Source organism: Clostridium sp. DSM 8431, from assembly GCF_900116755.1.
Classification (GTDB): Bacteria; Bacillota; Clostridia; order Clostridiales; family Clostridiaceae; genus Clostridium.
The window spans coordinates 1-23,652 of sequence record NZ_FPBY01000040.1; the positions used below are offsets into that span (position 1 = coordinate 1).

General features: G+C 30.1%; 20 protein-coding genes and 1 pseudogene. 9 read left to right on the forward strand and 12 right to left on the reverse strand.

Translation table 11 applies throughout. From position 1 onward, the window contains the following. Positions 1 to 516 precede the first annotated feature (516 nt). Both BM384_RS05805 and BM384_RS05810 read left to right on the forward strand, forming a co-directional pair. Positions 517 to 1,191, forward strand: coding sequence for a response regulator transcription factor (locus tag BM384_RS05805; protein ID WP_090012004.1), 675 nt, complete (start codon positions 517 to 519; stop codon positions 1,189 to 1,191). After that, positions 1,192 to 2,709 (forward strand): sensor histidine kinase, encoded by a 1,518-nt coding sequence (locus BM384_RS05810; protein WP_242945958.1) that lies wholly within the window; start codon positions 1,192 to 1,194, stop codon positions 2,707 to 2,709. 51 nt (positions 2,710 to 2,760) lie between these two features. Here BM384_RS05810 and BM384_RS05815 read toward each other — a convergent pair whose 3' ends face one another. Together BM384_RS05815 and BM384_RS05820 are read right to left on the reverse strand one after the other, a co-directional pair. Further along, on the reverse strand, positions 2,761 to 3,501 hold the full coding sequence (locus BM384_RS05815) for an elongation factor P 5-aminopentanone reductase (protein WP_090012006.1): 741 nt from the start codon (positions 3,499 to 3,501) through the stop codon (positions 2,761 to 2,763). A 19-nt stretch (positions 3,502 to 3,520) separates the two neighbouring features. Continuing rightward, entirely contained in the window at positions 3,521 to 4,456 is a 936-nt protein-coding gene (locus tag BM384_RS05820) for a dipeptidase (RefSeq protein ID WP_090012008.1), read from the reverse strand. Between the two features lie 122 nt (positions 4,457 to 4,578). On the opposite strand from BM384_RS05820, the gene BM384_RS05825 reads away from it, so the two are divergent. Next, complete coding sequence (locus BM384_RS05825) at positions 4,579 to 5,223, forward strand: MBL fold metallo-hydrolase (protein ID WP_090012010.1); 645 nt, start codon at positions 4,579 to 4,581, stop codon at positions 5,221 to 5,223. A gap of 66 nt (positions 5,224 to 5,289) precedes the next feature. Here BM384_RS05825 and glyA read toward each other — a convergent pair whose 3' ends face one another. Further along, positions 5,290 to 6,522, reverse strand: a complete 1,233-nt coding sequence (gene glyA / locus BM384_RS05830; protein WP_090012012.1) for a serine hydroxymethyltransferase — start codon at positions 6,520 to 6,522, stop codon at positions 5,290 to 5,292. A 214-nt stretch (positions 6,523 to 6,736) separates the two neighbouring features. On the opposite strand from glyA, the gene BM384_RS05835 reads away from it, so the two are divergent. Next, positions 6,737 to 7,504 (forward strand): threonine/serine exporter family protein, encoded by a 768-nt coding sequence (locus BM384_RS05835; protein ID WP_090012014.1) that lies wholly within the window; start codon positions 6,737 to 6,739, stop codon positions 7,502 to 7,504. Then, positions 7,504 to 7,971, forward strand: coding sequence for a threonine/serine exporter family protein (locus tag BM384_RS05840; RefSeq protein WP_090012016.1), 468 nt, complete (start codon positions 7,504 to 7,506; stop codon positions 7,969 to 7,971). Before BM384_RS05835 ends, BM384_RS05840 begins: the two co-directional genes overlap by 1 nt. Before the next feature lie 52 nt (positions 7,972 to 8,023). On the opposite strand, the gene BM384_RS05845 is transcribed toward BM384_RS05840, so the two are convergent. The 7 genes from BM384_RS05845 to glnA form a co-directional block, all read right to left on the reverse strand. Next, on the reverse strand, positions 8,024 to 8,974 hold the full coding sequence (locus BM384_RS05845; protein WP_090012018.1) for a calcium/sodium antiporter: 951 nt from the start codon (positions 8,972 to 8,974) through the stop codon (positions 8,024 to 8,026). A gap of 148 nt (positions 8,975 to 9,122) precedes the next feature. Then, positions 9,123 to 10,502 carry a radical SAM/SPASM domain-containing protein gene (locus BM384_RS05850; RefSeq protein ID WP_090012020.1) on the reverse strand — a complete coding sequence of 460 codons (1,380 nt, stop codon included), beginning with the start codon at positions 10,500 to 10,502 and terminating at the stop codon, positions 9,123 to 9,125. A gap of 124 nt (positions 10,503 to 10,626) precedes the next feature. After that, positions 10,627 to 11,811 carry an LL-diaminopimelate aminotransferase gene (locus BM384_RS05855; RefSeq protein ID WP_090012022.1) on the reverse strand — a complete coding sequence of 395 codons (1,185 nt, stop codon included), beginning with the start codon at positions 11,809 to 11,811 and terminating at the stop codon, positions 10,627 to 10,629. A gap of 1 nt (position 11,812) precedes the next feature. Then, positions 11,813 to 13,411, reverse strand: coding sequence for a CTP synthase (locus BM384_RS05860; RefSeq protein WP_090012024.1), 1,599 nt, complete (start codon positions 13,409 to 13,411; stop codon positions 11,813 to 11,815). A 2-nt stretch (positions 13,412 to 13,413) separates the two neighbouring features. Next, positions 13,414 to 14,244 (reverse strand): diaminopimelate epimerase, encoded by an 831-nt coding sequence (dapF, locus tag BM384_RS05865; RefSeq protein WP_090012026.1) that lies wholly within the window; start codon positions 14,242 to 14,244, stop codon positions 13,414 to 13,416. 3 nt (positions 14,245 to 14,247) lie between these two features. After that, on the reverse strand, positions 14,248 to 14,817 hold the full coding sequence (locus BM384_RS05870) for an ANTAR domain-containing response regulator (protein WP_090012028.1): 570 nt from the start codon (positions 14,815 to 14,817) through the stop codon (positions 14,248 to 14,250). Positions 14,818 to 14,848: 31 nt separating this feature from the next. Further along, complete coding sequence (gene glnA / locus BM384_RS05875; protein ID WP_090012030.1) at positions 14,849 to 16,168, reverse strand: type I glutamate--ammonia ligase; 1,320 nt, start codon at positions 16,166 to 16,168, stop codon at positions 14,849 to 14,851. A 416-nt stretch (positions 16,169 to 16,584) separates the two neighbouring features. Between glnA and BM384_RS05880 the strand changes: the two genes are divergently transcribed. Then, on the forward strand, positions 16,585 to 18,684 hold the full coding sequence (locus BM384_RS05880) for a glutamine synthetase III family protein (protein ID WP_090012032.1): 2,100 nt from the start codon (positions 16,585 to 16,587) through the stop codon (positions 18,682 to 18,684). A gap of 105 nt (positions 18,685 to 18,789) precedes the next feature. Next, positions 18,790 to 20,436 carry an ammonium transporter gene (locus BM384_RS05885; protein WP_090012034.1) on the forward strand — a complete coding sequence of 549 codons (1,647 nt, stop codon included), beginning with the start codon at positions 18,790 to 18,792 and terminating at the stop codon, positions 20,434 to 20,436. Positions 20,437 to 20,491: 55 nt separating this feature from the next. On the opposite strand, the gene BM384_RS05890 is transcribed toward BM384_RS05885, so the two are convergent. Then, complete coding sequence (locus BM384_RS05890) at positions 20,492 to 21,370, reverse strand: DMT family transporter (protein ID WP_090012037.1); 879 nt, start codon at positions 21,368 to 21,370, stop codon at positions 20,492 to 20,494. A 275-nt stretch (positions 21,371 to 21,645) separates the two neighbouring features. Between BM384_RS05890 and BM384_RS05895 the strand changes: the two genes are divergently transcribed. Then, complete coding sequence (locus BM384_RS05895) at positions 21,646 to 22,893, forward strand: ammonium transporter (protein WP_090012039.1); 1,248 nt, start codon at positions 21,646 to 21,648, stop codon at positions 22,891 to 22,893. Positions 22,894 to 22,908: 15 nt separating this feature from the next. Continuing rightward, the gene (locus BM384_RS05900) at positions 22,909 to 23,247 is read left to right on the forward strand and encodes a P-II family nitrogen regulator (RefSeq protein ID WP_090012041.1); all 339 of its coding nucleotides are present in this window, start codon (positions 22,909 to 22,911) and stop codon (positions 23,245 to 23,247) included. 222 nt (positions 23,248 to 23,469) lie between these two features. On the opposite strand, the pseudogene BM384_RS17905 reads toward BM384_RS05900, so the two are convergent. Beyond that, positions 23,470 to 23,652 (reverse strand): annotated as a pseudogene (locus BM384_RS17905) (IS256 family transposase); the annotation flags it as partial.

Consider the following 23,652-nt stretch of genomic DNA (forward strand, 5'->3'; position numbering starts at 1 on the left):
TCTACCCACTTCCACTACCAATAGCTTGTAGTGTACTCCCCTCAGGAGGGATAGTCGTTGAAGTTTCTCCTATTTAGAGCTTACCTGCTGATTATCCATTGTATAAGCACTTAGGATTTAACCTTATGCCATCTAACTAATTCTTTCTACTTTCGTAACCCTCACGCTTAACTTTATTTCATGCTTACGTTGTGGTTTAGTTAGCTTTAGGAGTTCCCAGCAATTCAAGTAGTATTGGATAGGTCTCTTGCCTATCTCTACATATAAATTTCTCTATATGCTGACTATTTTGGCTACTAACTCATAACTAAAGTCATGAGTGTGCGTAGCCATCTTAATCAAAATTAAATTTTAACATTTAAACTCTCCTTTTTTATTATAGCAACTCTTAATATAATATTTTTTCTTAAACATTACAATATATTAATTCTACTATTCTAATTTATATCCTTTAAAATTTATAATATAATGTAAATAACAGTGTGTGTAAAATTAAAAATTTGGAGTGATTACCTTATGAAAAAAAATATATTAATTGTCGAAGATGAATTTAGAATAAGATTTTTACTGCGCGACTATTTTATTACTGAAGATTATGTAATATTTGAAGCTGAAAATGGCCAAGAGGCTTTAGATATATTTAAAGATAATAAAATTGATCTTATTATTCTAGATATAATGATGCCTGTAATGGATGGATTAACTACTTTGCAAAAAATAAGAGAAGTCTCAACTCTTCCTGTAATACTTCTAACTGCAAAAAGCCAAGAAGAGGATAAGCTTGAAGGTTATGATATAGGTGCAGATGATTATGTAACTAAACCTTTTAGTCCTAAGGTTCTTGTGGCTAAAGTCAAGGCTTTATTAAAGAGAACAAAAAGTGATGTAGATTCTAGCTCTCAAAATTATGGTGGTATTATTATTAATAAATTATCTCGTGAAGTAAAAATAGATGATAATATTTTATCCCTTTCACCAAAGGAATATGAACTTTTAATTTACTTAATTGATAATCAAGCCATAGCTCTTTCTAGGGATAACATTCTTGATAATGTATGGGGAATTGATTATTACGGAGATATAAGAACAGTAGATACTAATATTAAAAGATTAAGAGAAAAGCTTGGGGAAAAAGCTACTTATATAAAAACTGTTAGGGGCAGTGGATACAAATTTGAGGTGACAAAATAAATGTTAAAAAAGATATCTACAAGTCTTTCAGCAAAGTTATTTGTAATAACCTTAGGATTGCTTACTACTTTAATGGCTACAATATTAATATTTCAAGCTTTCTTTTTTCAATACTTTTATGAATCTTCAAAAACAAAGTCACTTTACAAAGAAGTTTCTAATTTTAAAACTATGTACTCCTATGAATTAGATACAAGTACAGTTCTTACTAATGCTATGTATTCTTTTGAAGAAGCCACTAATGCAAAGATAGGAATATGCTCATCAAATGGACAGATACTTCACTTAAAGGAAAACACAGGCAATACATCTTTTGATTATAAGCTTCTATCTTCCTTTGCAAATGAAATATTAAATGATCCAGATGATATGACTAAACTTTTTGATGAAAATAAAATAATAACTTTAAAGTTTCAAGATACTATATCTGGAACTATAAAAATAGGTGTTGCTACAGCAATGTCCTTAAAAACAAAAAATGATTGTATTTTAATATCTGTAGCATCTATTCAACCTATAAAAGAAGCTACTCAAACAATAAATAGATTCTACATATATATCTTTAGTGGTTTTATAGTTATTTCAGTTTTAATTGCCTTCTTATATTCAAACTTAATAACTAAACCATTAATTAAAATGAATAATGTTGCAAGAAAAATGTGTAATATGGACTTTTCAGAGAAATGTAAAGTTGAAAGCAGAGATGAAATAGGCTATCTTGCTAATACTTTAAACTTTTTATCCTCAAATCTTGAAGCTTCCCTTAATGATTTAAAGGAAAAAAATATGAAGCTACAAGAAGATATAGATAAAGAAAGACAACTTGAAAATATGCGTAAAGACTTTGTTGATTCTGTAAGTCATGAATTAAAAACTCCAATTGGAATAATTGAAGGATATGCAGAAGGACTTAAAGATAATATAGTATCTGATGATAAAAAGACTTTATATTTAGAAACTATAATTGATGAGTCTCAAAAGATGGGAAAACTAGTTGTTAATATGCTTGAACTTTCAAAGCTTGAATCAGGTGTTATAAAACCATCCTTTGAAATCTTTAATATTAACAGACTAATAAATAAACTTGTATCTAAACATAAACAAAGTGCTTTAGATAAAAATCTTAATCTTTACTTTGAACCTGAAACTGAATATTCCTATATATCAGCTGATGTATTCCAAATGGAACAGGTATTAACTAACTTAATTACAAATGCAATAAAATATACTGAACCTAATCAGGATATAATTTTAGGAATCTCTGAAAAAGATGATATTTTTAAGGTTTCAGTTCTTAATGAAGGAAGCCATATAGATGAAAATGAAATTGAACATTTATTTGATAAATTCTATAGACTTGATAAATCCAGACAGCGAAATACTAATAGTATGGGCCTCGGTCTTCCTATTGTAAAAAATCTTCTTGAACTTCATGGGTTTAAATATAGCCTTCACAATACTGAAACGGGAGTTGAATTTGATTTCTATCTTCCAAAATGTGAACCTGACTTTGAATAAGTAATAAGAGGATTCAAAACTAAACTTGAATCCTCTTTTTCTTATCTTTAATTAGATCATTCCACCATCAGCTCTTATTATTTCACCAGTAATATAGCTTGAATCATCACTACATAAAAATACTGCAGTTTTACCTATTTCACTTGGCTTTCCAAATCTACCCATTGGTATTTCTTCTTCAAGGCCTTCTCTATCTTCATCACTTAAAAAAGAATTCATCTTTGTATCAATTACTCCTGGTGCAATAGCATTTACTCTTATATTAGATGGAGCCATTTCCTTTGCTAGTGCTCTTGTAAATAAGTTTATTCCACCCTTAGATGCTGAATATAAAACTTCACAAGAAGCTCCTACTTCTCCCCACATTGAAGATATATTTAATATAGCTCCTCCATTTCCTATCATATGGGGTATTGCATTCTTAGTTAAGTACATAGCTCCTAATAAATTAATATTTATCATGCTGTCTATATCTTCTTTAGATGCATCCATAAATAATCCTATAGTACTTCTTGCTGCATTATTAACTAATATATCTACCTTTCCAAAATGTTTTAAGGTTTCTTCTACTATAGATTTGCTATGTTCAAATATAGATATATCCTTCTTTATTTTTAATGCTGATACCCCAATTTCCTTTAATAGTCTATAAGTTTCTCTGGCTCCTTCTTCATCTTTTGAATAATTAATAACTACAAAAGCACCTTCTTTTCCAAACTCAAGAGCAATAGCTCTTCCTATTCCTCTTGATGCTCCTGTAACTATAGCTACTTTTCCTGTTAATTTTCCCATGTATCTTCATCCTTCACTTCTATTTTAAAGTTTCATATAATACTCTTAAAGCATTTTTATAATATATCTTTTCTATTTCATCATAAGTAAATCCTTCTTTTATTAAAGCATTTTCTAACTTTTGAATTTCTGATGCGTCCTTTATTTCCACTTCATTTTCTATACCATCAAAGTCGCTTCCAATAGAAATAACATCTATTCCTCCTACCTTTTTAATATGTTTAATATGAGAAACCATATCTTCTATGCTAGACACTTCATTTTTCCCCAAAAAGTCTGCACAGAAATTAATACCCATAATTCCACCCCTATTTGCTAATAGCTTAATCATATCATCAGTAAGATTTCTTGGATGATTAGTTATACTTCTACTATTTGAATGAGACGCAATAAATGGCTTTTTACATGTCTTAACTAAATCATAAAAGCCTCCATCTGATAAATGTGATGCATCTGGAACTATACCTAAGTCTTCCATTTCCTTAACTATTTCTATACCAGTACTTGTTAATCCATTATCTTTATATAGGTAATTATAGTTTGGATAGCCAAGCTTATTTTTATAATTCCAAGTTAGTGTTATTATTCTTATTCCTTTATCATATACCTTTTTTAAATTTTCAATATTTCCTTTAAGAACTTCTCCCTCTTCTATAGATATAAAAGCTCCCATTTTGCCTTTCTTTTCTGCTTTACTTAACTCATTAATATTAGTAACTATTTCAATTTCCTCTTCATTTTTCTTAAGTTCTAAAATAAGATTTTTATACATTTTTTCAAATTCTAAATAAGTATCTTTTACTTCTCCTGCATCAATAAACAAAGCAAAAACCTGAGCTAATGCATTTCCTTTTTTCATTTTATTAATATCTACGCTAAAATTATTATTTTTTAAACCTTGATTTTCATAGAGCATTCTTCCTGCCGTATCACAGTGAAAATCTATATAACGCATAAAACAACACCTCTATTTCTTCAATTTTAACTCCTATTCTAATTTAATGCTATTTACATATATTGTATTTTTTTACTGTTATTGTTATAATATATTTATATTTATGATAGGCGGTGACTTTCATGTACAAAATAATTACCATCTGCTGTGGCAACGTTAATTGCTATTTAATACACTATGGTAGCTATGCAATCTTAATAGATACAGCCAAAGAAAAATATCGAACTTTCTTACTAGATAAATTAAAAGATTATAATATTACTTTAATTATTTTAACACATGGACACTATGATCATATTGCTAATGCTGCATTTTTAGCTAAACATTTCAATACAAAAATTGCTATGCATAAAGATGATTACAAATTATCAAAGAATAATCTTATGAACACTATATATTCTAATTCTAACTCATTTTTAGGAAATATAACAAAGAAAGCTTTCTTAAAAAGTTTTAAGAAAGCAAATGTAGACGATTTCGAACCTGATATTTTTTTAGAGGACGGTCAAAACTTAAAATCTTTTGGTATTGATGCAAAGATTATTCACTTACCTGGACATACAAAAGGTTCTATTGGAGTCTTACTAAATAAAAATGAACTTATAGCAGGTGATGTATTTATGAACTTTTTATACCCCTGTGAATCACTTATAGTTGAAGATTTAGATATGCTAAGAAAAAGCATCAATAAAATTGAAGGCTTAAATTTAAAGCTTTTATATCCTGGTCATGGCGGTCCTATAACCTCTGTAAAAGTTAATTTTTAAAACTTAATATATTAATAAATTATAAGCCTTAAAGTATTATACTCTAAGGCTTATAATTTATTAATATTAGTATAAAGGATGTTTTTCGCTTAATGCTACTACTTTTTCTCTAAGAGCAGTTAAATCTCCATCCTTATTTTGTATAGCTTCATCAATTATTTCTGCTACTACCTTCATATCTTCTTCCTTAAAACCTCTTGTAGTAACAGCAGCAGTTCCTATTCTTACTCCTGATGTAACAAATGGACTTCTTGTTTCATTTGGAACTGTATTCTTATTTAAAGTTACTCCAATAGAATCAAGTAATTGTTCTGCTTCTTTTCCTGTAACGTCTTTATTATTTAAATCTACTAGTATTAAGTGATTATCTGTACCATTTGATACTAACTTAAAACCTCTATTTACTAGTTCATCTGCAAGAGCCTTACAGTTTTTCACAACTTGAGCTGCGTATTCTTTAAAGCTTGGATCTAATGCTTCCTTTAAACATACAGCCTTACCAGCTATAACATGCATTAAAGGTCCTCCTTGCATTCCTGGGAATATGTTTTTATCTAAGTCTTTTGCAAACTTTTCCTTGCAGATTATAAGACCACCTCTTGGTCCTCTTAATGTTTTATGAGTAGTAGTTGTAACAAAATCTGCATATGGAACTGGTGATGGATGAACTCCTCCAGCAACTAAACCAGCTATATGAGCCATATCTACCATTAAGTATGCTCCAACTTCATCTGCTATTTCTCTAAACTTTTTAAAATCTATGATTCTTGGGTAAGCACTAGCCCCTGCTACTATAAGCTTTGGTTTGCATTCTAAAGCAACCTTTCTTACATCTTCATAGTCAATTACTTCTGTTTCTTTATTAACCTTATATGAAACAACGTTAAATAGCTTTCCTGAGAAGTTTACTGGTGAACCATGAGTTAAATGTCCTCCATTACTTAAGTCCATCCCCATTATTGTATCTCCTGGCTTAAGCACTGTGAAGTATACTGCCATATTTGCTTGAGAACCTGAATGTGGTTGAACATTGACATGATCTCCACCAAATAACTCTAAAGCTCTTTTTCTAGCTAAATCTTCTACTTCATCAACTACGTGGCATCCACCATAATATCTTTTACCTGGATATCCTTCAGCATATTTATTAGTTAAGTATGAACCCATTGCTTCCATTACTGCCTGACTTGTAAAGTTTTCTGATGCTATAAGCTCAATACCTTTTTGTTGTCTTTCTTTTTCCTTTTGGATTAATCCGAATATTTCTTCATCTACTTTTGATATATTTTCAAAATTCATTTTTCTGTCACCCCAATTTATCTTTTTATTAAATTATACGTTTAATTTTTTCAATTATCAACATTAAATTCGAGTTTATTTCACTCTTTTAGATTTATTCATTTTTACTTAACATAATATTAATTTTTTAAGCTTGTAGATATAAAGTTTACTACATATTTCGCCATACTATGCTATAATACATTTATATTTTTTAATGATTGGAGATTTTTTTATGGATATGGATAGACTTCTTCAAGTTTCAAGCTATGCAGGACAGATTATGCTTCAAAATGGTGCTGAAACCTATAGAGTTGAAGAAACAATCTGTAGAATATGCTTATCTTTTGGTGCTGAAAAAGCTGACAGTTTTGTAACACCTACTGGAATAATAGTATCTATATATAAAAATGATAAGACTTATAGCATTTTAAAAAGGGTTACTTCTAGAGGCGTTGATTTAAATAAAATTGATAAAGTTAATACTCTTTCACGTCTTTCAGAAAAAAAACATGTTAGTATAGAATCTTTATATAATTCATTAAAAGAAATAGACCAAAATGATAGATATTCAACTTTAACAACCTTAATATTTTCAGCTATTTCAGCAGGATGTTTTGCTTTTCTTTTTAAAGGTACAGTTAAAGATGTTATCTCTGCTTCTATTATTGGTTTTATAATTCAATATGTTTCTATACTTCTTTCAAGGATATCAGTAAATTCCTTTTTTATAAATTCTATATGTGGAGCTATTGCTTCAGCTTTATCTGTAGCATTATATTCTCTTAATATTGCTTCACAGGTTGATAAAACTAATATAGGTGCAATTATGCTTCTTGTTCCTGGCCTTGCTATTACAAATGCAGCTAGAGATATAATTGCCGCTGATTACTTATCTGGCCTTACTAAAGCTGCTGAAGCCTTTCTTATTGCAGTAGCTATTGCAACTGGAGCTGGTGCTGTATTAAGCTTCTACATAAATATATTAGGAGGAAAACTATAATGTTACTTCAAACACTTGCTGCTATTATTGCATCCTTAGGATTTGGAATTATTTTTAATGTAAAAGGTAAAAATCTTATATTTGCATCATTAGGTGGAGGATTAAGCTGGCTATCTTATTTAATATTCTTAAATTTAGGTACTTCAGAAGTAATAGCAATGTTTTTGTCATCAATTATATTTAGTATATACTCTGAAGTTTTTGCAAGAGTTCTTAAAACTCCTGTTACCACTATAGTAATATGTTGTCTTATACCTCTTGTACCTGGTGCTGGAATGTATAATACAATGTATGAAATAATAACAGACAGTACCTCTGAAGCTATTACCTTAGCTTTACATACCCTTGCTTGTGCAGGAAGTCTTGCTTTAGGTGTTATATTAGTTTCAACAATTACAAGACTAATAAATAGAAGTACAAGACTAATAAATAGAAGCCGAAGAAAACTTAAATATAGAAATGAATAATATAGCATAAAAAAATATATCAGAAGAATACTACATTCTTCTGATATATTTTTTATCCTCTCATTATTATGTAAACCATATATCCAGCATAAGCTAGTATATATATAAATCCTTCTACTCTTCCTATTTTCTTTTCTTGCCTTTTATTCAAGAATATTGAAAGTCCTATAAGAACTGTTATAGCTATATAAAATAAGAAGTCAACTCCTAAAGCACTTGCTACACTAGCTGATTTAATTGTTACTGAAGCTCCAAGAATTAATAGCATATTAAAAATATTAGATCCTAGTACATTTCCAAGAGCTATTTCCTTTTCTCCCTTTAAGGCAGCTACTATTGATGTAACAAGTTCAGGAAGAGATGTACCCATTGCAACTATTGTAAGACCTACAAGTTTTTCACTCATATTAAGAGATAGGGCTATATCTGTTGCTGAATCAACTACTAAGTTTCCTCCAATTACTATACCTGCAATACCACATATTATTCTTATACAATTTGAAAGAACTTTTATATTTTTAGTATCCTCTTCTTTAACTCCGTTTTTTATGGATGCCATAACTAAAGTAATTATATATATAATGCAAAGAACAACTAAAATAATACCGTCTACTCTTGATATTTCTCCATCCACACCAAAAGTTAAGCCAAATATTAATATATAAACTAAAACTGCAACTAATGTATTAACTAAATAATCTCTCTTTATAGTGCTCTTTTTGAAAATTATTGGAGCTGCTATAGCTGTACCTCCTAAAACCACTAATGTGTTAAATATATTTGAACCTAGTACATTTCCTATTACTAAATCATTAGTTCCTTGAAGGGCTGATACTATACTTACTGATAGTTCTGGTGCACTTGTTCCTATTGAAACTATTGTAAGTCCTACTATTACAGAAGGTATACCTATCTTTTTAGCTATATTAGATGCTCCATCTACAAATATATCTGCCCCTTTAATTAATAAGAAAAATCCAACTAATAAAATAATGTAACTCATTTTCATTCCTCATTTCTTTATTTGGTATAATTTTAATTTTATACTATAGTTTAGTTCTAAACAATATCTACATAAGTTATATCTATATATAAAAATTAACTGAATTAAAGATATTTATACATTAATTCAGTCAATTTATAAATTTATTTTAACCCTTTGAAAATTCATCATTACCTTTACTATTAAAGTCTTCTATCCAAGCCCTGTCTGCATAAGGTTTAAAATCTGACGCAAGTTTATCTAATTCTTTTTGAAATTCTTCATCATTAAGCATTGCATCTGCACTTTCTTCTGTTGGATGTACCTGAACCTTTTTTGCTACTTCTCTAATTACCTTTGGATTATCAATCATCATACATGGCATAAGCATATTTTCATTATAAGGCTGTCTCTCTCTTAATTCTTTAAATAAATTACCTTTAAATACATCAATTAATTTCTTTTCCTTTATATTATCCTCTGATATATGGGCAAATATACATGGTTCAACATCGCCTTTTGAGTTTATATGGCAATAAAACTTTCCTGCTATGCATCCACCTACATATGGAGCATCATTAAAAAAGTCTATAGCAAAATATGTCTTAGTATTTCTTATATTTCTAACCCTTCTTCCAAGCTCAATTCTTTGCTCTGGCTTTAGCATATTTGAAATATCAGGTTTTTCTCCTACTGGCATATAAATAAAATACCAGCTCATTTTAGAACCCTTTTTAATTAGCATATCAATAAATTCATTACTTGATACAGTATCCATATTATGAGTAGAAGTTGCAGATGATACTCCAAATGGAACTCCTTTTTTTCTTAATAAGTCCATAGCTTTCATTACCTTTTGAAAAGTTCCCTTTCCTCTTCTTTCATCAGTTTCTTTTTCAAAACCTTCAAGGGAAAATATAGGCATAACATTACCTAACTTCACTAATTTTTCTGCTATTTCTTCATTTATTAAACTTCCATTAGTAAAAGGAGTAAACATTACATCATTATATTTTTTATATATGTCAAACATGTACTGAACAAAGAAAGGTTCTCCTCCTAAAACCACAAAATAATATATGCCAAGGTCCCTTGCTTCTTTAACTATTCTATCAACTTCCTCATAAGTTAAACCTTCATCTTTAGGATAATCAGCTGCATAACATCCCTTGCAATGTAAATTACATCTCATAGATGGACTTATTAAAATAGAAAATGGAATCTTCACACCTTTCTCTTCAAAATATTTCTTTCTCTTTGGCATGCCAGTCCATACTGCATTAGCTAAAAAGTTCCTAAAAAAGCTCTGCATGCAATTAGAATTTGTATTTTTTAATATATTTTTAATCTCTTCTTTTACTACTGGATTGTCGTTATAATATTCTTCTATTTTATTAATAGTACTTATACTTTCTTCATCCTTAACTAGCTTTCTAATAGTAGCAAATATCTTATCTATATTTTTTTCAGGATCCTTCTCTAGTATTTTGCATATCTGATTTATTATAAGTGACTTTTTGCTCTTTTCTATTTTTTCTAATAATCCCATATATACCTCCAGCTACATATGCCAAAAATCTTTGTATTATCAGTATAAATATACGTACTTTTTTTTCTTGATATGCCAAAAAAAGCTGAAGACCTAAAGGCCCTCAGCTTTTTAAGTTTATTAATTAAAACTTTAACTCTTTTATTCTCTTAACAGCTTCTAATACATTGTCTCTTTCAGCAAAACAGCTTAAACGGAAATATCCTTCTCCATTTTCACCAAATCCTGCACCTGGAGTTCCAACTATATTAGCTTCTTCTAATAATACATCAAAGAAGTCCCATGATTTCATATTATTTGGACACTTTAACCAAATGTATGGAGAGTTTTCTCCTCCAATATATCTAATGTTTAGTTCTTTTAATGCTTCACCGATAATTCTTGCATTTTCTTTATAGTATGCAATAACTTCTCTAGTCTTTTCTAAACCTTCTTCAGTAAATACACCAGCTGCTGCCTTTTGAACTATATATGGAACACCATTGTATTTTGTAGTTTGTCTTCTTAGCCATAACTTATTAAGTTCTACACCATCAAACTTTAATGTATGAGGAACTATTGTATAACCACATCTAAGTCCTGTGAAACCAGCTGTTTTAGATAAAGAACATATTTCAACTGCACATTCTTTAGCTCCTGGTATTTCATATATACTATGAGGTATTTCTTTACTTCCTATAAATGCTTCATATGCAGCATCAAATAAAATTAATGCTCCTATTTCCTTAGCATATTCAACCCATTTAGTTAAACCTTCTCTATCATATACAGCTCCTGTTGGATTGTTTGGAGAACATATATATATAATATCTGCCTTAACATTATAGTCTGGTAATGATAAGAAGTTATTTTCAATATTACTATCAGAAAATATTATCTTTCTTCCATCCATAACATTTGTATCAACATATGCCGGATAAACTGGATCTGGAATTAATACTACATTGTCTTTATCAAATAAATCTAGTATATTTCCTAAATCACTCTTTGCACCATCACTTACAAATATTTCGTCAGCTTCTAATTCTACATTATATCTTTTGTAATAATCTTGAAGAGTTTCTCTTAAAAAAGCATATCCTTGTTCTGGACCATATCCATGGAAAGTTTCTTTCTTAGCCATATCTTCTACACCAGATTTTAAAGCTTCAATTACTGGCTCAGCAAGTGGCAAAACAACATCTCCAATTCCTAATGAAATAACATTTTTATCTGGATTCTTTTCCTTATACTCACTTACCTTATGTGCTATGTTTGAAAAAAGATAGCTTTCTTTTAAATTCAAATAGTTTTTATTTATTTTTAACATATTAATCCTCCTTTGCAGCTTTTACTAATCCTACAAATAATGGGTGTGGTCTGTTTGGACGTGATAAAAATTCTGGATGATATTGAGCAGCAACAAAGAATTTATTTGTTTTAAGTTCTATTGCTTCTACTAATCTTCCATCAGGTGAAATACCACTTAAAGTTAATCCACCTTCTATGTATTTGTCTCTATAGTCATTGTTAAATTCAAATCTATGTCTATGTCTTTCATGAATTAAAGTTTCACCATAAAGTTCAAATAACTTACTATTTTTATCTACCTTACATGGATATGAACCTAGTCTCATTGTTCCACCTTTACTTTGTACTCCAACTTGATTGCTCATTAAATCTATAACTGGATTTGGTGTTATTTCATCAAATTCTCTTGAATTTGCATTCTTAAGACCAAGAACATTACGTCCATATTCAATTACTGCAACCTGCATTCCTAAGCAGATTCCTAAGAATGGAAGGTCATTTTCTCTTGCATATCTAACTGCTTCGATTTTACCTTCTACTCCTCTGTTTCCAAAACCACCTGGTACAACTATACCCTTACAGTCTTTTAATAATTCTTCTACTGTATTTTTTGTAATATTTTCACTATCAATCCACTCTATAGTCACGTTAACTCCATTTGCATAGCCTGCATGTCTTAAACTTTCAGCAACTGATATATATGCATCATGTAATTGAACGTATTTTCCTATAATACCGATTTTGACTTCTTCATTAGCAGCTTTTATCTTTTCAATAAGTGCAGTCCATTCATCAAGTTTGCAAGTTGTTCCTTTAATACCAAGTTCTCTACATACTATTTCTGAGAAATGGCTCTTTTCTAACATTAAAGGAACTTCATAAAGAACTGGTACTGTACTATTTTCTATAACACAATCACTCTTTACATTACAAAATAATGCAATTTTTCTCTTTACATCTTCAGTCATTGGAATGTCACATCTACACATTATTATATCTGGTTTAATTCCAAGACCTTGAAGTTCCTTAACGCTATGTTGTGTTGGTTTAGATTTTAATTCTTCTGATCCAGCAATATATGGAACTAATGTAACATGAATAAATAAGCAATTTTCTCTTCCAACTTCAAGAGATACTTGTCTTATTGCTTCTAAGAAAGGTGTTGATTCTATATCTCCAACAGTTCCTCCAATTTCTGTGATAATGATATCACTATTAGTTACTTCTCCTAATGAATATACTTGATTTTTTATTTCATTAGTTATATGAGGTATTACTTGAACTGTTTCTCCAAGATATTCACCTTTTCTTTCTTTATTTAAAACATTCCAATAGACTTTTCCTGTAGTAATATTTGAATATTTATTTAGGTTTTCATCTATAAATCTTTCATAATGTCCTAAATCTAAATCTGTTTCTGCTCCATCATCTGTTACAAACACTTCTCCGTGTTGAAATGGGCTCATAGTACCTGGGTCTATATTAATATATGGGTCAAATTTTTGAGCTGCTACTTTAAGACCTCTACTTTTTAAAAGTCTTCCAAGTGATGCTGCTGTAATTCCTTTTCCTAATCCTGATACTACTCCACCTGTTACAAAAATATACTTTTTATTCATTTTTATATCCTTCCTTCAAAAACAAATTCTGCTGGGCCAGTCATATAAACTAATCCATTAGACAAATATTTAATTTTTAAATCTCCCCCTAGAAGTTTTACTGTAACTTCTTCATCTTTATTGCAATAATTATTAAGTACTGAAGCAACTGTTACTGCACAAGCCCCTGTTCCACATGCAAGAGTTTCTCCACTACCTCTTTCCCATACTCTCATTTTCAAAGTATTTTTATCTATTACTTCTACAAATTCAGTATTGATTCTTTCTGGGAATAACTTATGGTTTTCAAATTTAGGTCCTATTTTTTCAATTTCTAAGTCATCTATATTATCCATATAAACTATGCAGTGAGGATTTCCCATAGAAACACATGTGATTTCATACTCTTTTCCACACATATCTATTTTTTCCTTTACTACTATATCTTTATCTATAGATACTGGTATTTCTTTAGGATCTGTAATTGCCATTCCCATATTAACTTCAACTTCAGTAACTTTGCCATCTTCAACTGTTAAATTTAATGTTTTAATTCCAGCTAAAGTTTCTAAAGTAACTTCTGTTTTATCAGTTAATTCTTTTTCATATACATATTTACCGATACATCTTGAAGCATTTCCACACATTTTACCTTCAGAACCATCTGCATTAAACATACGCATTCTAAAATCTGCTTTATCAGATGGAAGAATTAAAACTATTCCATCTCCTCCTACTCCAAAATGTCTATCACTTAACTTAAGTGATAATTCTTCAGGATTTTCAATTTCTTCATTCATACAATTGAAATAAATATAATCATTTCCTATACCATGCATTTTAGTAAATTCCATATTCTAAACTCCTAAACAATTAATTATTTTATCTGCTACTTCTCTTCTAGTTAATCTAGTGTCCATAGCCTGCTTTTCTAAATATCTATGTGCTTGTTCTTCTGTCATATTGTTATACTGAATAAGAAGACATTTTGCTCTATCAATTTTCTTTATATCATCAACCTGCTTTAATAGTTTGTTCTTTTCTTTATTTATAATGCTAAATCTTTTTAAAGATGTAAAAACAAACCTTATACCTTGATGAAATATTGATTTAGTGAAAGGCTTTGGTAAAACAAATACCCCATATTCTTCAACCTTAGAAGAAATTAGCTCAGATTTTTCAGACTTTACCATTAAAATAACTCCACTATTTTGTGTTTGAGTAATTTTAACAGCTACATCACTTCCAAACTCGTCTCTAAGGGGCGTATCTATTATTACTAAGTCATAACTTTCACGAAGTAATCTTCTTCTTGCTGCTCCTCCATTATTTTCAGTGTCAATATGAACATACCCCATACTTCTCAAATTGTCAGTATATACTTTAGTTCCTCTTTCGGAACTGCATACCAATAATATTTTATTCATATAACACCTCCTAGAAACTCACTATAGAGAATTAAAGTTTATAAAAATAATTATTCATTTCCCACTCACTTATTTCATCGTGAGTAGCTACTTTACCTTCATAATCCTTCCACTCATTATATTTGTTTCTTAAGAATTTGTTATATATAAATTCTCCTAAAATATCTTTTACAAACTGACTTTTTGCCATTTCATCTAAAGCTTCTTTTAAATTTAATGGTAATCTTTTTTGTTTTTCTATCTGCATGTTATAAAGATTTCCTTCTACTGATTCTGGAAGAACCTTATTCATTTTAATTCCTTCCATTCCTGCATGTAAAAGTAATGCAAAAGCTAAATAAGGATTGCACGTACTGTCTGGGCTTCTTAGTTCCATTCTACTATATTCACCTTTTGATGCTGGGATTCTTATAAGCTGTGATCTGTTTTTATGAGACCAAGTTATATACTTAGGTGCTTCAAAAGCTCCAAATCTTTTATATGAATTTATAGTTGGATTTAAAATAGCAGTAATTTCTCTCATTCTATCAATTATTCCTGCTATAAAGCTTTCAGCTTCCCTTGAATGACTTCCATCATTATGGAATAAATTTTTATTTTCCTTTTCTATAGATATATTAATATGTAGTCCTGAACCACTTTTATCTATAATAGGTTTAGGCATGAAACTTGCGTGAAGTCCATTTAGACTTGCTATAGTTTTTATTACATTTCTAAACGTAATAGAATTGTCTGCTGATATAATAGCGTCATCATACTTAAAGTCAATTTCATTTTGACCTGGACCTGATTCATGATGAGATGTTTCAGGCTTTAACCCCATTTCTTCAAGGGTTAAACAAATTTCTCTTCTTATGTTTTCTCCTTTATCAAATGGAGCTACTGCAAAATATCCTGCAGTATCATGAGGTATTAATATTGGCTCACCTTCATCATCTGTTTTAAACAAATAAAACTCACATTCAGGACCAACCTTAGCTGTATACCCTAATTCCCAAAGTTTTTGAACTGCGTCTTCTAAAACTTTTCTAGAATCACCTTCAAATATTTTACCCTCTGGAGTTTTTATATTGCAGAAAAATCTTGCTACTCTACCTTCTTGAGGTCTCCATGGTAATATTGTTAGTGTAGATGGGTCTGGAAATAAAAACAAATCTGATTCTTCAATATTTAAAAAGCCCTTAATTGAGGATGCATCAAAGCTTATACCATATAAAAATGCTTTTCTCAATTGACTTGCCATTATTGATATATTTTTCATTTCCCCGAAGATATCACAAAATTGAAGTTTTATAAATTTGATATCATTTTCTTCTACAAATTCTAATATTTCAGCAATTGTTTGATCCAATTTTAACAGCCCCCTATTCTTAAAATTATCAAATATTATTATACCACCATTCCTTGTTTATCCAAATATGAATTGTAAAAATTACTTAGCAGAAAAAATCCAAAATCACAAATAGAATATTGGATCTTTTAAGATAAATTTTTCTATAAAAATATGTAGAAATAATTATTTAATAATTAAAATTAAAAAAGACGTCTCTTAATAAAAGTGCAGACATACACTCTTATTAGAACGCCTTTGTTCCTATATTTTTCTTACATGTTATATTCTATTGTAAGCAAATTTTTTTGTCAATATTTTTTTAATAGGTATTGCAATTCATGGTAAATGATACTATAATTAGGTTAACAGCAAAGGTGCTGTATGTGTTTATTAGCACGTACAGTGCCATTTTTTATTATTGAGGAGGATTTATAATGGACAAGAAAAATTATGTGCCAGAACTTTTTGGTAGTATGGTATTCAACGATCGTACAATGAAAGAGCGTCTACCAAAACAAACATATAAAGACTTAAAAAAGGCTATAGCAAACAATTCACCTTTAAGTCTTGAAATAGCAAATGTTATCGCTAATGCAATGAAGGATTGGGCTTTAGAAAAAGGAGTAACTCACTATACTCACTGGTTCCAACCAATGACTGGAATCACAGCAGAAAAACATGATGCTTTCATTACACCTGTTGATGGCGGCGAAATCATTATGGAATTCTCAGGTAAAGAACTTATAAAAGGTGAACCTGATGCATCAAGTTTTCCATCAGGTGGTTTAAGAGCTACATTTGAAGCAAGAGGTTATACTGCATGGGATCCTATTTCTTATGCATTTATAAAAAATAATGTATTATGCATTCCTACAGTATTCTATTCATATACTGGAGAAGCATTAGATAAGAAAACTCCACTTCTTCGTTCAGTAGAAGCTTTAAATAAACAAGTTTTAAGAATCTTAAAATTATTTGGTAAAGATGATGTCAAGAGAATTTCAACAACAGTTGGACCTGAACAAGAATATTTCTTAGTAGACAAAAAATACTATGACCAAAGATTAGACTTAATGTTAACTGGCAGAACTTTATTCGGTGCCATGCCTCCAAAGGGTCAAGAAATGGACGATCACTACTTTGGTAATTTAAAAACTAGAGTTTCAGAATATATGGATGATTTAGATGAAGAATTATGGAAGCTAGGTGTTCTTGCAAAGACAAAACATAATGAAGTTGCACCAGCTCAACATGAACTTGCTCCAATATTTGCATCTACTAATGAAGCAACTGACCATAACCAATTAACAATGGAATTTATGAAAAGAGTTGCTGAAAGACATGGTCTTGTATGCTTGCTTCATGAAAAGCCTTACGAAGGTATAAATGGTTCAGGAAAACATAACAACTGGTCAATGTGTACAGACCAAGGTGAAAACTTATTAGAACCTGGTGATAAACCAGAAAATAACATACAATTCATCACTTTCTTAACAGCAATAGTTAAAGCTGTTGATGAATATCAAGATCTTTTAAGAATATCAGTTGCTAATGCTGGTAATGACCATAGATTAGGTGCTAATGAAGCTCCTCCTGCTATAGTTTCTATGTTCTTAGGTGACCAATTAACTGACATATTAGATTCAATATTAAATGGTTCTGTTTACTCTCCTAAGAAAGAAGAGAAAATTGAACTTGGAGTTGATATAATTCCTAAATTTAACAAGGATACTACTGATAGAAATAGAACATCTCCATTCGCATTTACTGGAAATAAATTCGAATTTAGAATGCTTGGTTCTTCTTTCTCAATAGCATGTACAAACATAATCTTAAATACAATAGTTGCAGAAGCTTTAAAAGAATTTGCTGATGAACTTGAAGGTAAAGATGACTTTAAATCTGCATTAGATGCTGTAATTAAGAAAACATTAAAAGAACATAAAAGAATCATATTTAACGGAAACAACTATAGTGATGAATGGGTTGAAGAAGCTGAAAGAAGAGGTTTATTAAATCTTAAGACTACAGTTGATGCTGTTCCACACTACATTGATCAAAAGAATATTGATTTATTTGTATCTAACAATATTTACACAGAAGTTGAAATGCATGCTAGATATGAAATACTTCTTGAAGAATACTCAAAGGTTCTAAATATTGAAGCATTAACTACTGTTGATATGACTAGAAAACAAATCTTACCTGCTGTAACTAAGTTCATGAAAGACTTAAGTGATACTATTATCAGTAAGAAAGCAGTTGGTCTTGCTAATAGCTGTGATATGGAAAAAGGTATTTTAACTCAAGTTTCTGGATATGCTAATAAGTTATACGAAGAAGTTGAAAAATTAAATACTTTATTAACTAAAGTTGATAATTACACAGACGTATTAGAAAATGCAACATTCTATAAATCACAAATTGTTCCTGCCATGTCAGCTGTAAGAGCTGCTGCAGACAGCTTAGAAGTATTAGTTGGTAAAGACTACTGGCCATTCCCAACTTACTCAGACTTAATTTATAGAATATAATTTAATATATTTATTTAACACAAGGGCGTGTATTTTTTTAAAATACACGCCCTTATTCTATTTATTTTTATTTTTATTTTTATTTCATTTTAAGGGGGAATTATTATGTATTCATCTGTTGATACTATTTGGACTTTAATTGGGGCAGTACTTGTCTTCTTTATGCAAGCTGGTTTTGCCATGGTAGAAACTGGCTTCACCAGAGCTAAAAATGCTGGAAATATTATTATGAAAAACTTAATGGACTTTGCTCTTGGAACTATTGTTTTCTGGATATTAGGTTTCGGGCTTATGTTTGCTGGAGATGGAAAGTTAATTGGTGGTTTGGATATTTTGGTAAGTGGTGATTATTCAAGCACAATCCCTTCTTATGTATTCTTAATTTTCCAAACAGTTTTCTGTGCTACTGCTGCCACTATAGTTTCCGGAGCAATGGCAGAAAGAACTAAATTTATTTCTTATTGTATATATAGTGTTATTTTAAGTGCAGTTGTTTATCCTATTTCAGGTCATTGGATCTGGGGAGGTGGATGGCTTTCTAGTCTAGGTTTTCATGATTTTGCTGGCTCTACTGCTGTTCATATGGTTGGTGGTGTAGCAGCTTTAATTGGTGCAACAATTCTTGGTCCTCGTATTGGAAAATATTCAAAAGATGGCAAACCTAATGCTATTCCTGGTCACAGCTTAACTTTAGGTGCTCTTGGTGTATTTATTTTATGGTTCTGTTGGTTTGGATTCAATGGTGGTTCTACTGTTTGTGCAACTGGTGATGATGCTTTAGTATCTATGGGAACTATTTTTATAACTACTAACTTAGCTGCTGCTGTTTCTACTGCTGCTGTAATGATAATAACTTGGATAAGATATAAAAAACCTGATGTTTCTATGACTCTTAATGGTTCTCTTGCAGGTCTTGTTGCTATAACTGCTGGCTGCGATGTTGTAACTCCTACTGGTGCATTCTTTATAGGTTTAATTGCTGCTTTTGTTGTTGTATTTGGTATTGAATTTGTAGATAAAGTTTTAAAGGTAGATGATCCAGTTGGTGCTGTTGGAGTACATGGTTTCTGTGGTGCTGTTGGAACTATTTTAACAGGTTTATTTGCAGTAAATGATGGTTTATTCTATGGAGGAGGCTTTCACTTCTTAGGAGTACAAATAATTGGAGTTGTTTCTGTAATACTTTGGGTTAGCGTGACAATGACTATAGTATTCAATGTAATAAATAAGACAATAGGTCTTCGTGTATCAGAGGAAGAAGAAATTGCAGGATTAGATATTAAAGAACACGGACTTACTAGTAGTTATGCTGACTTTATGCCATCTCAAAGCCCAATTGCTTTTGGAAAAGATTTATCTAATATAAAACCTAATGTTTATCCAAAGGATGAAGCAAAGAAGATGACTATGATTTCTATAATTATTAATCAAGATAAATTAGAATTATTAAAGGCAGTCCTTGATAACATGGGTATTACAGGAATCACTGTCACTCAAGCTCTTGGATGTGGAATGCAAAAAGGACATACTGAATATTATCGTGGTGTTGAATATGACACTCACCTATTACCAAAGGTTAAGGTTGATATTGTAGTATGTGCAATTCCAGTACAAACAGTTATTGATAATATTAAGAAAATATTATGTACTGGACATATTGGTGATGGTAAGATCTTTGTTTATGACGTAGAAAATGTTATTAAGATACGTACTGGTGAAGAAGGATATGCTGCATTACAAGATAATGCTTAAATAAAGGTATTAAAAAAGGAGCTTACATAGCTCCTTTTTTAATGCCATAAATTAATTATTTCATCATTCTATCAAGTTTTCTATTATATAAGAACATGTATAGTGATGCTGCAAATATAATTAGATAGCCTATAAAGCTTAATCCATCTGGAATTACACCAAATACAGTAAAGCTAAATATAGCTGCAAAAACTATATTACTATAATCAAATATTGATATTTCCTTTCCTGGTGCAAACTTATATGCAAATGTTATTCCAAATTGTCCAATGCTTGCACTTAGACCTGCACATATTAAGTATGTAAATTGCATTAATGACATAGGTTCATATGCAAATATTATAAATGGTAATATTACAATACTTGAGAAAAATGAAAAATAAAATACTATTGTATGTGGTTTTTCCTTTCCTCCTAAAGCTCTTACACATGTATAAGCTCCTGCTGCACATACCCCTCCTAGTATTCCAACTAATGCTGGAATAATCTGAAAGTTAAAAGTAGGTTTAACAACAAATAATACTCCTATAAAAGCTACAACTAATCCTATAATCTGTTGCTTATTAATATGTTCTTTTAAAAACATTGCTGAAAAAATAATAACAAAAAATGGACTTAATTTATTTAGCATATTAGCATCTGATAATATTAATCTGTCTATTGCATAATAATTGCATATAATCCCTGCTGTACCTAGAAGAGATCTTAATATTAGTACCTTTTGATTTTCTCTTTTTCCAAATAAACTATCTTTACTTTTAAGCACCAGACTTAATGCTACCACTAAAGATACAAGGTTTCTAAAAAAAGTTTTTTGGAATGATGGCAAGTTTCCAGCAAGCTTTACAAATGCTGACATAGCAGCAAATCCAAAGGCTGAAATAATAATAAATATTATACCTTTTGTTCTATTACTTAAACTATTTGAATTCATTATATCTTCCTCCTATAAACTAGTATAACATAAGTTTTTATGTCCTAAAAATAAATAATATTTATTAAAAACACTCATTTACTTTATTTTCTTAAGTATTTATTGAATCTTCTACATTTCTTCATCAAAACTATTCCATTTATTATATTTTTCTGATATTATGTTTTTATCAATTTAATCCGGAAAATATTGTAACAACTATCAAAGGAGATAGTGGTAAAGTCTTATAAAAGATTTACTGCTATCTCCTTTTCTTATGAAAGGAATGATTTTTTATGGAAATTAACTCAGGCGATACGGCCTTTATCTTTTTAAGTACTGCTTTTGTATTTTTAATGACACCAGGACTTGCTTTCTTCTATGGTGGAATGGTTAGAAGGAAAAATGTTTTAAACACTTTACTTTCTTCATTTTTTATTTGTGGACTTGCTTCATTTCTATGGGTAATTGTAGGTTACTCCTTATCCTTTGGTGATGATGTATGCGGTATAATAGGTAATTTTAATCATGTATTTTTTAAAGATGTTTCTTTGAGTCCTAGTGATCTTTATGCATGTACAATTCCTGAAGTTCTCTTTGCTGCATTTCAAATGATGTTTTCTATAATAACTCCAGCTTTAATAACTGGATCTCTTATTGGAAGAATGAGGTTTAAAGCTCTTTTCATCTTTATTGCTGTATGGCTTTTACTAGTATATTATCCATTAGCTCATATGGTATGGGCAAAAGGCGGACTTATAGAAGCAATGGGTGCCTTAGATTTTGCAGGTGGTAATGTTGTACATATAAGTTCTGGTGTTACTGGACTTGTAGCATGTATTATTTTAGGTAAAAGACGTGAGTACGGCATGATATCTTATAAGCCTCACAATATTCCTTTTGTACTTCTTGGAGCTTCTCTTTTATGGTTTGGATGGTTTGGTTTCAATGGTGGAAGTGCCCTTGCCGCAGATGGTTTAGCTATTCATGCACTTATAACTACTCATACTTCTGCTGCCACTGCTCTTCTTACTTGGATGCTTATTGAAAGTATTAAATTTGGAAAACCAACTTTACTTGGAGCTGCTACAGGTGCTGTTTTAGGCTTAGTTGCTATAACTCCTGGTGCTGGTTTTGTACCAATATGGTCTTCTATAATAATTGGAGCTTTAGTAAGTCCTATTTGTTTCTTCTCAATGTCTGTTGTTAAGAAAAAATTTGGCTATGATGATGCTTTAGATGCCTTTGGCTGTCATGGTGTTGGCGGTATATGGGGTGGAATTGCTACAGGACTTTTCACAAAATCTTCTATAAACCCTGCTGCTAGATGGAATGGATTATTCTTTGGAGATACTGAATTATTTGTAGTTCAGATAGTAAGTATTGTAATTACTATAGCCCTTGCTGCTGTAATGACATTTATAATATTAAAAGTTATAAGCCACTTTATGAATATAAGAGTATCAATGTCTGAAGAGGCTAATGGACTTGATTTATCAGAACATAGTGAATCTGCTTATCCATCATTTATGGGATTAGATTAAAAAGAGGTGTTAATTATGAAAAAAATAGAAGCTATTATAAGACCTACAAAACTTGAAGAATTAAAGGATGCTTTAATTAAATCTAAAATAACTGGAATTACAATTACTCAAGTTCTTGGATGCGGCCAGCAAATGGGATGGACTGAGAATTATAGAAGTAATAAAATATTAATTAATGTTCTTCCTAAGGTTCAGATAAAAATTGTTGTGGAAGATGAAAAGGTTGAGGAAGTTGTTAATTTAATTATTTCTATTGCAAGAACAAATGAAGTTGGAGACGGAAAAATATTTGTAACTGATATTTGTGACTGCATTAGAATACGTACTGGAGAAAGAGGTGCTAAAGCAGTTTAATAAGATATGAGAGCCTGTAAATAATTTTGTGTATTCTTATCTTTTTCTTAGAAATAATCAAAATTATTGAATCTTATTTATTAAACAATTTTGTCTGAAATTGTAACAAAATTTTTGTTATCTATATTGTATATTATACCCAAAGTATGGCTATAATATACAATACGGCAAATATTTATTAGGACTTTTTGTTAAGATTTTCTTAACTATAGAGTCCTTTTATTATGCATTTTTTTCAAGAATATCACTAAATAGTATATTTAATTGATTAACCACTAAATCCCACTCTGCATAGCTTCTGGTCCATTTTTTAGCTACGCGTTCAACGGCTAAATATAGGATCTTCATTAAGCTATCATCATTTGGAAAAATCAATTTTGTTTTAGTTACTTTTCTAAATTGGCT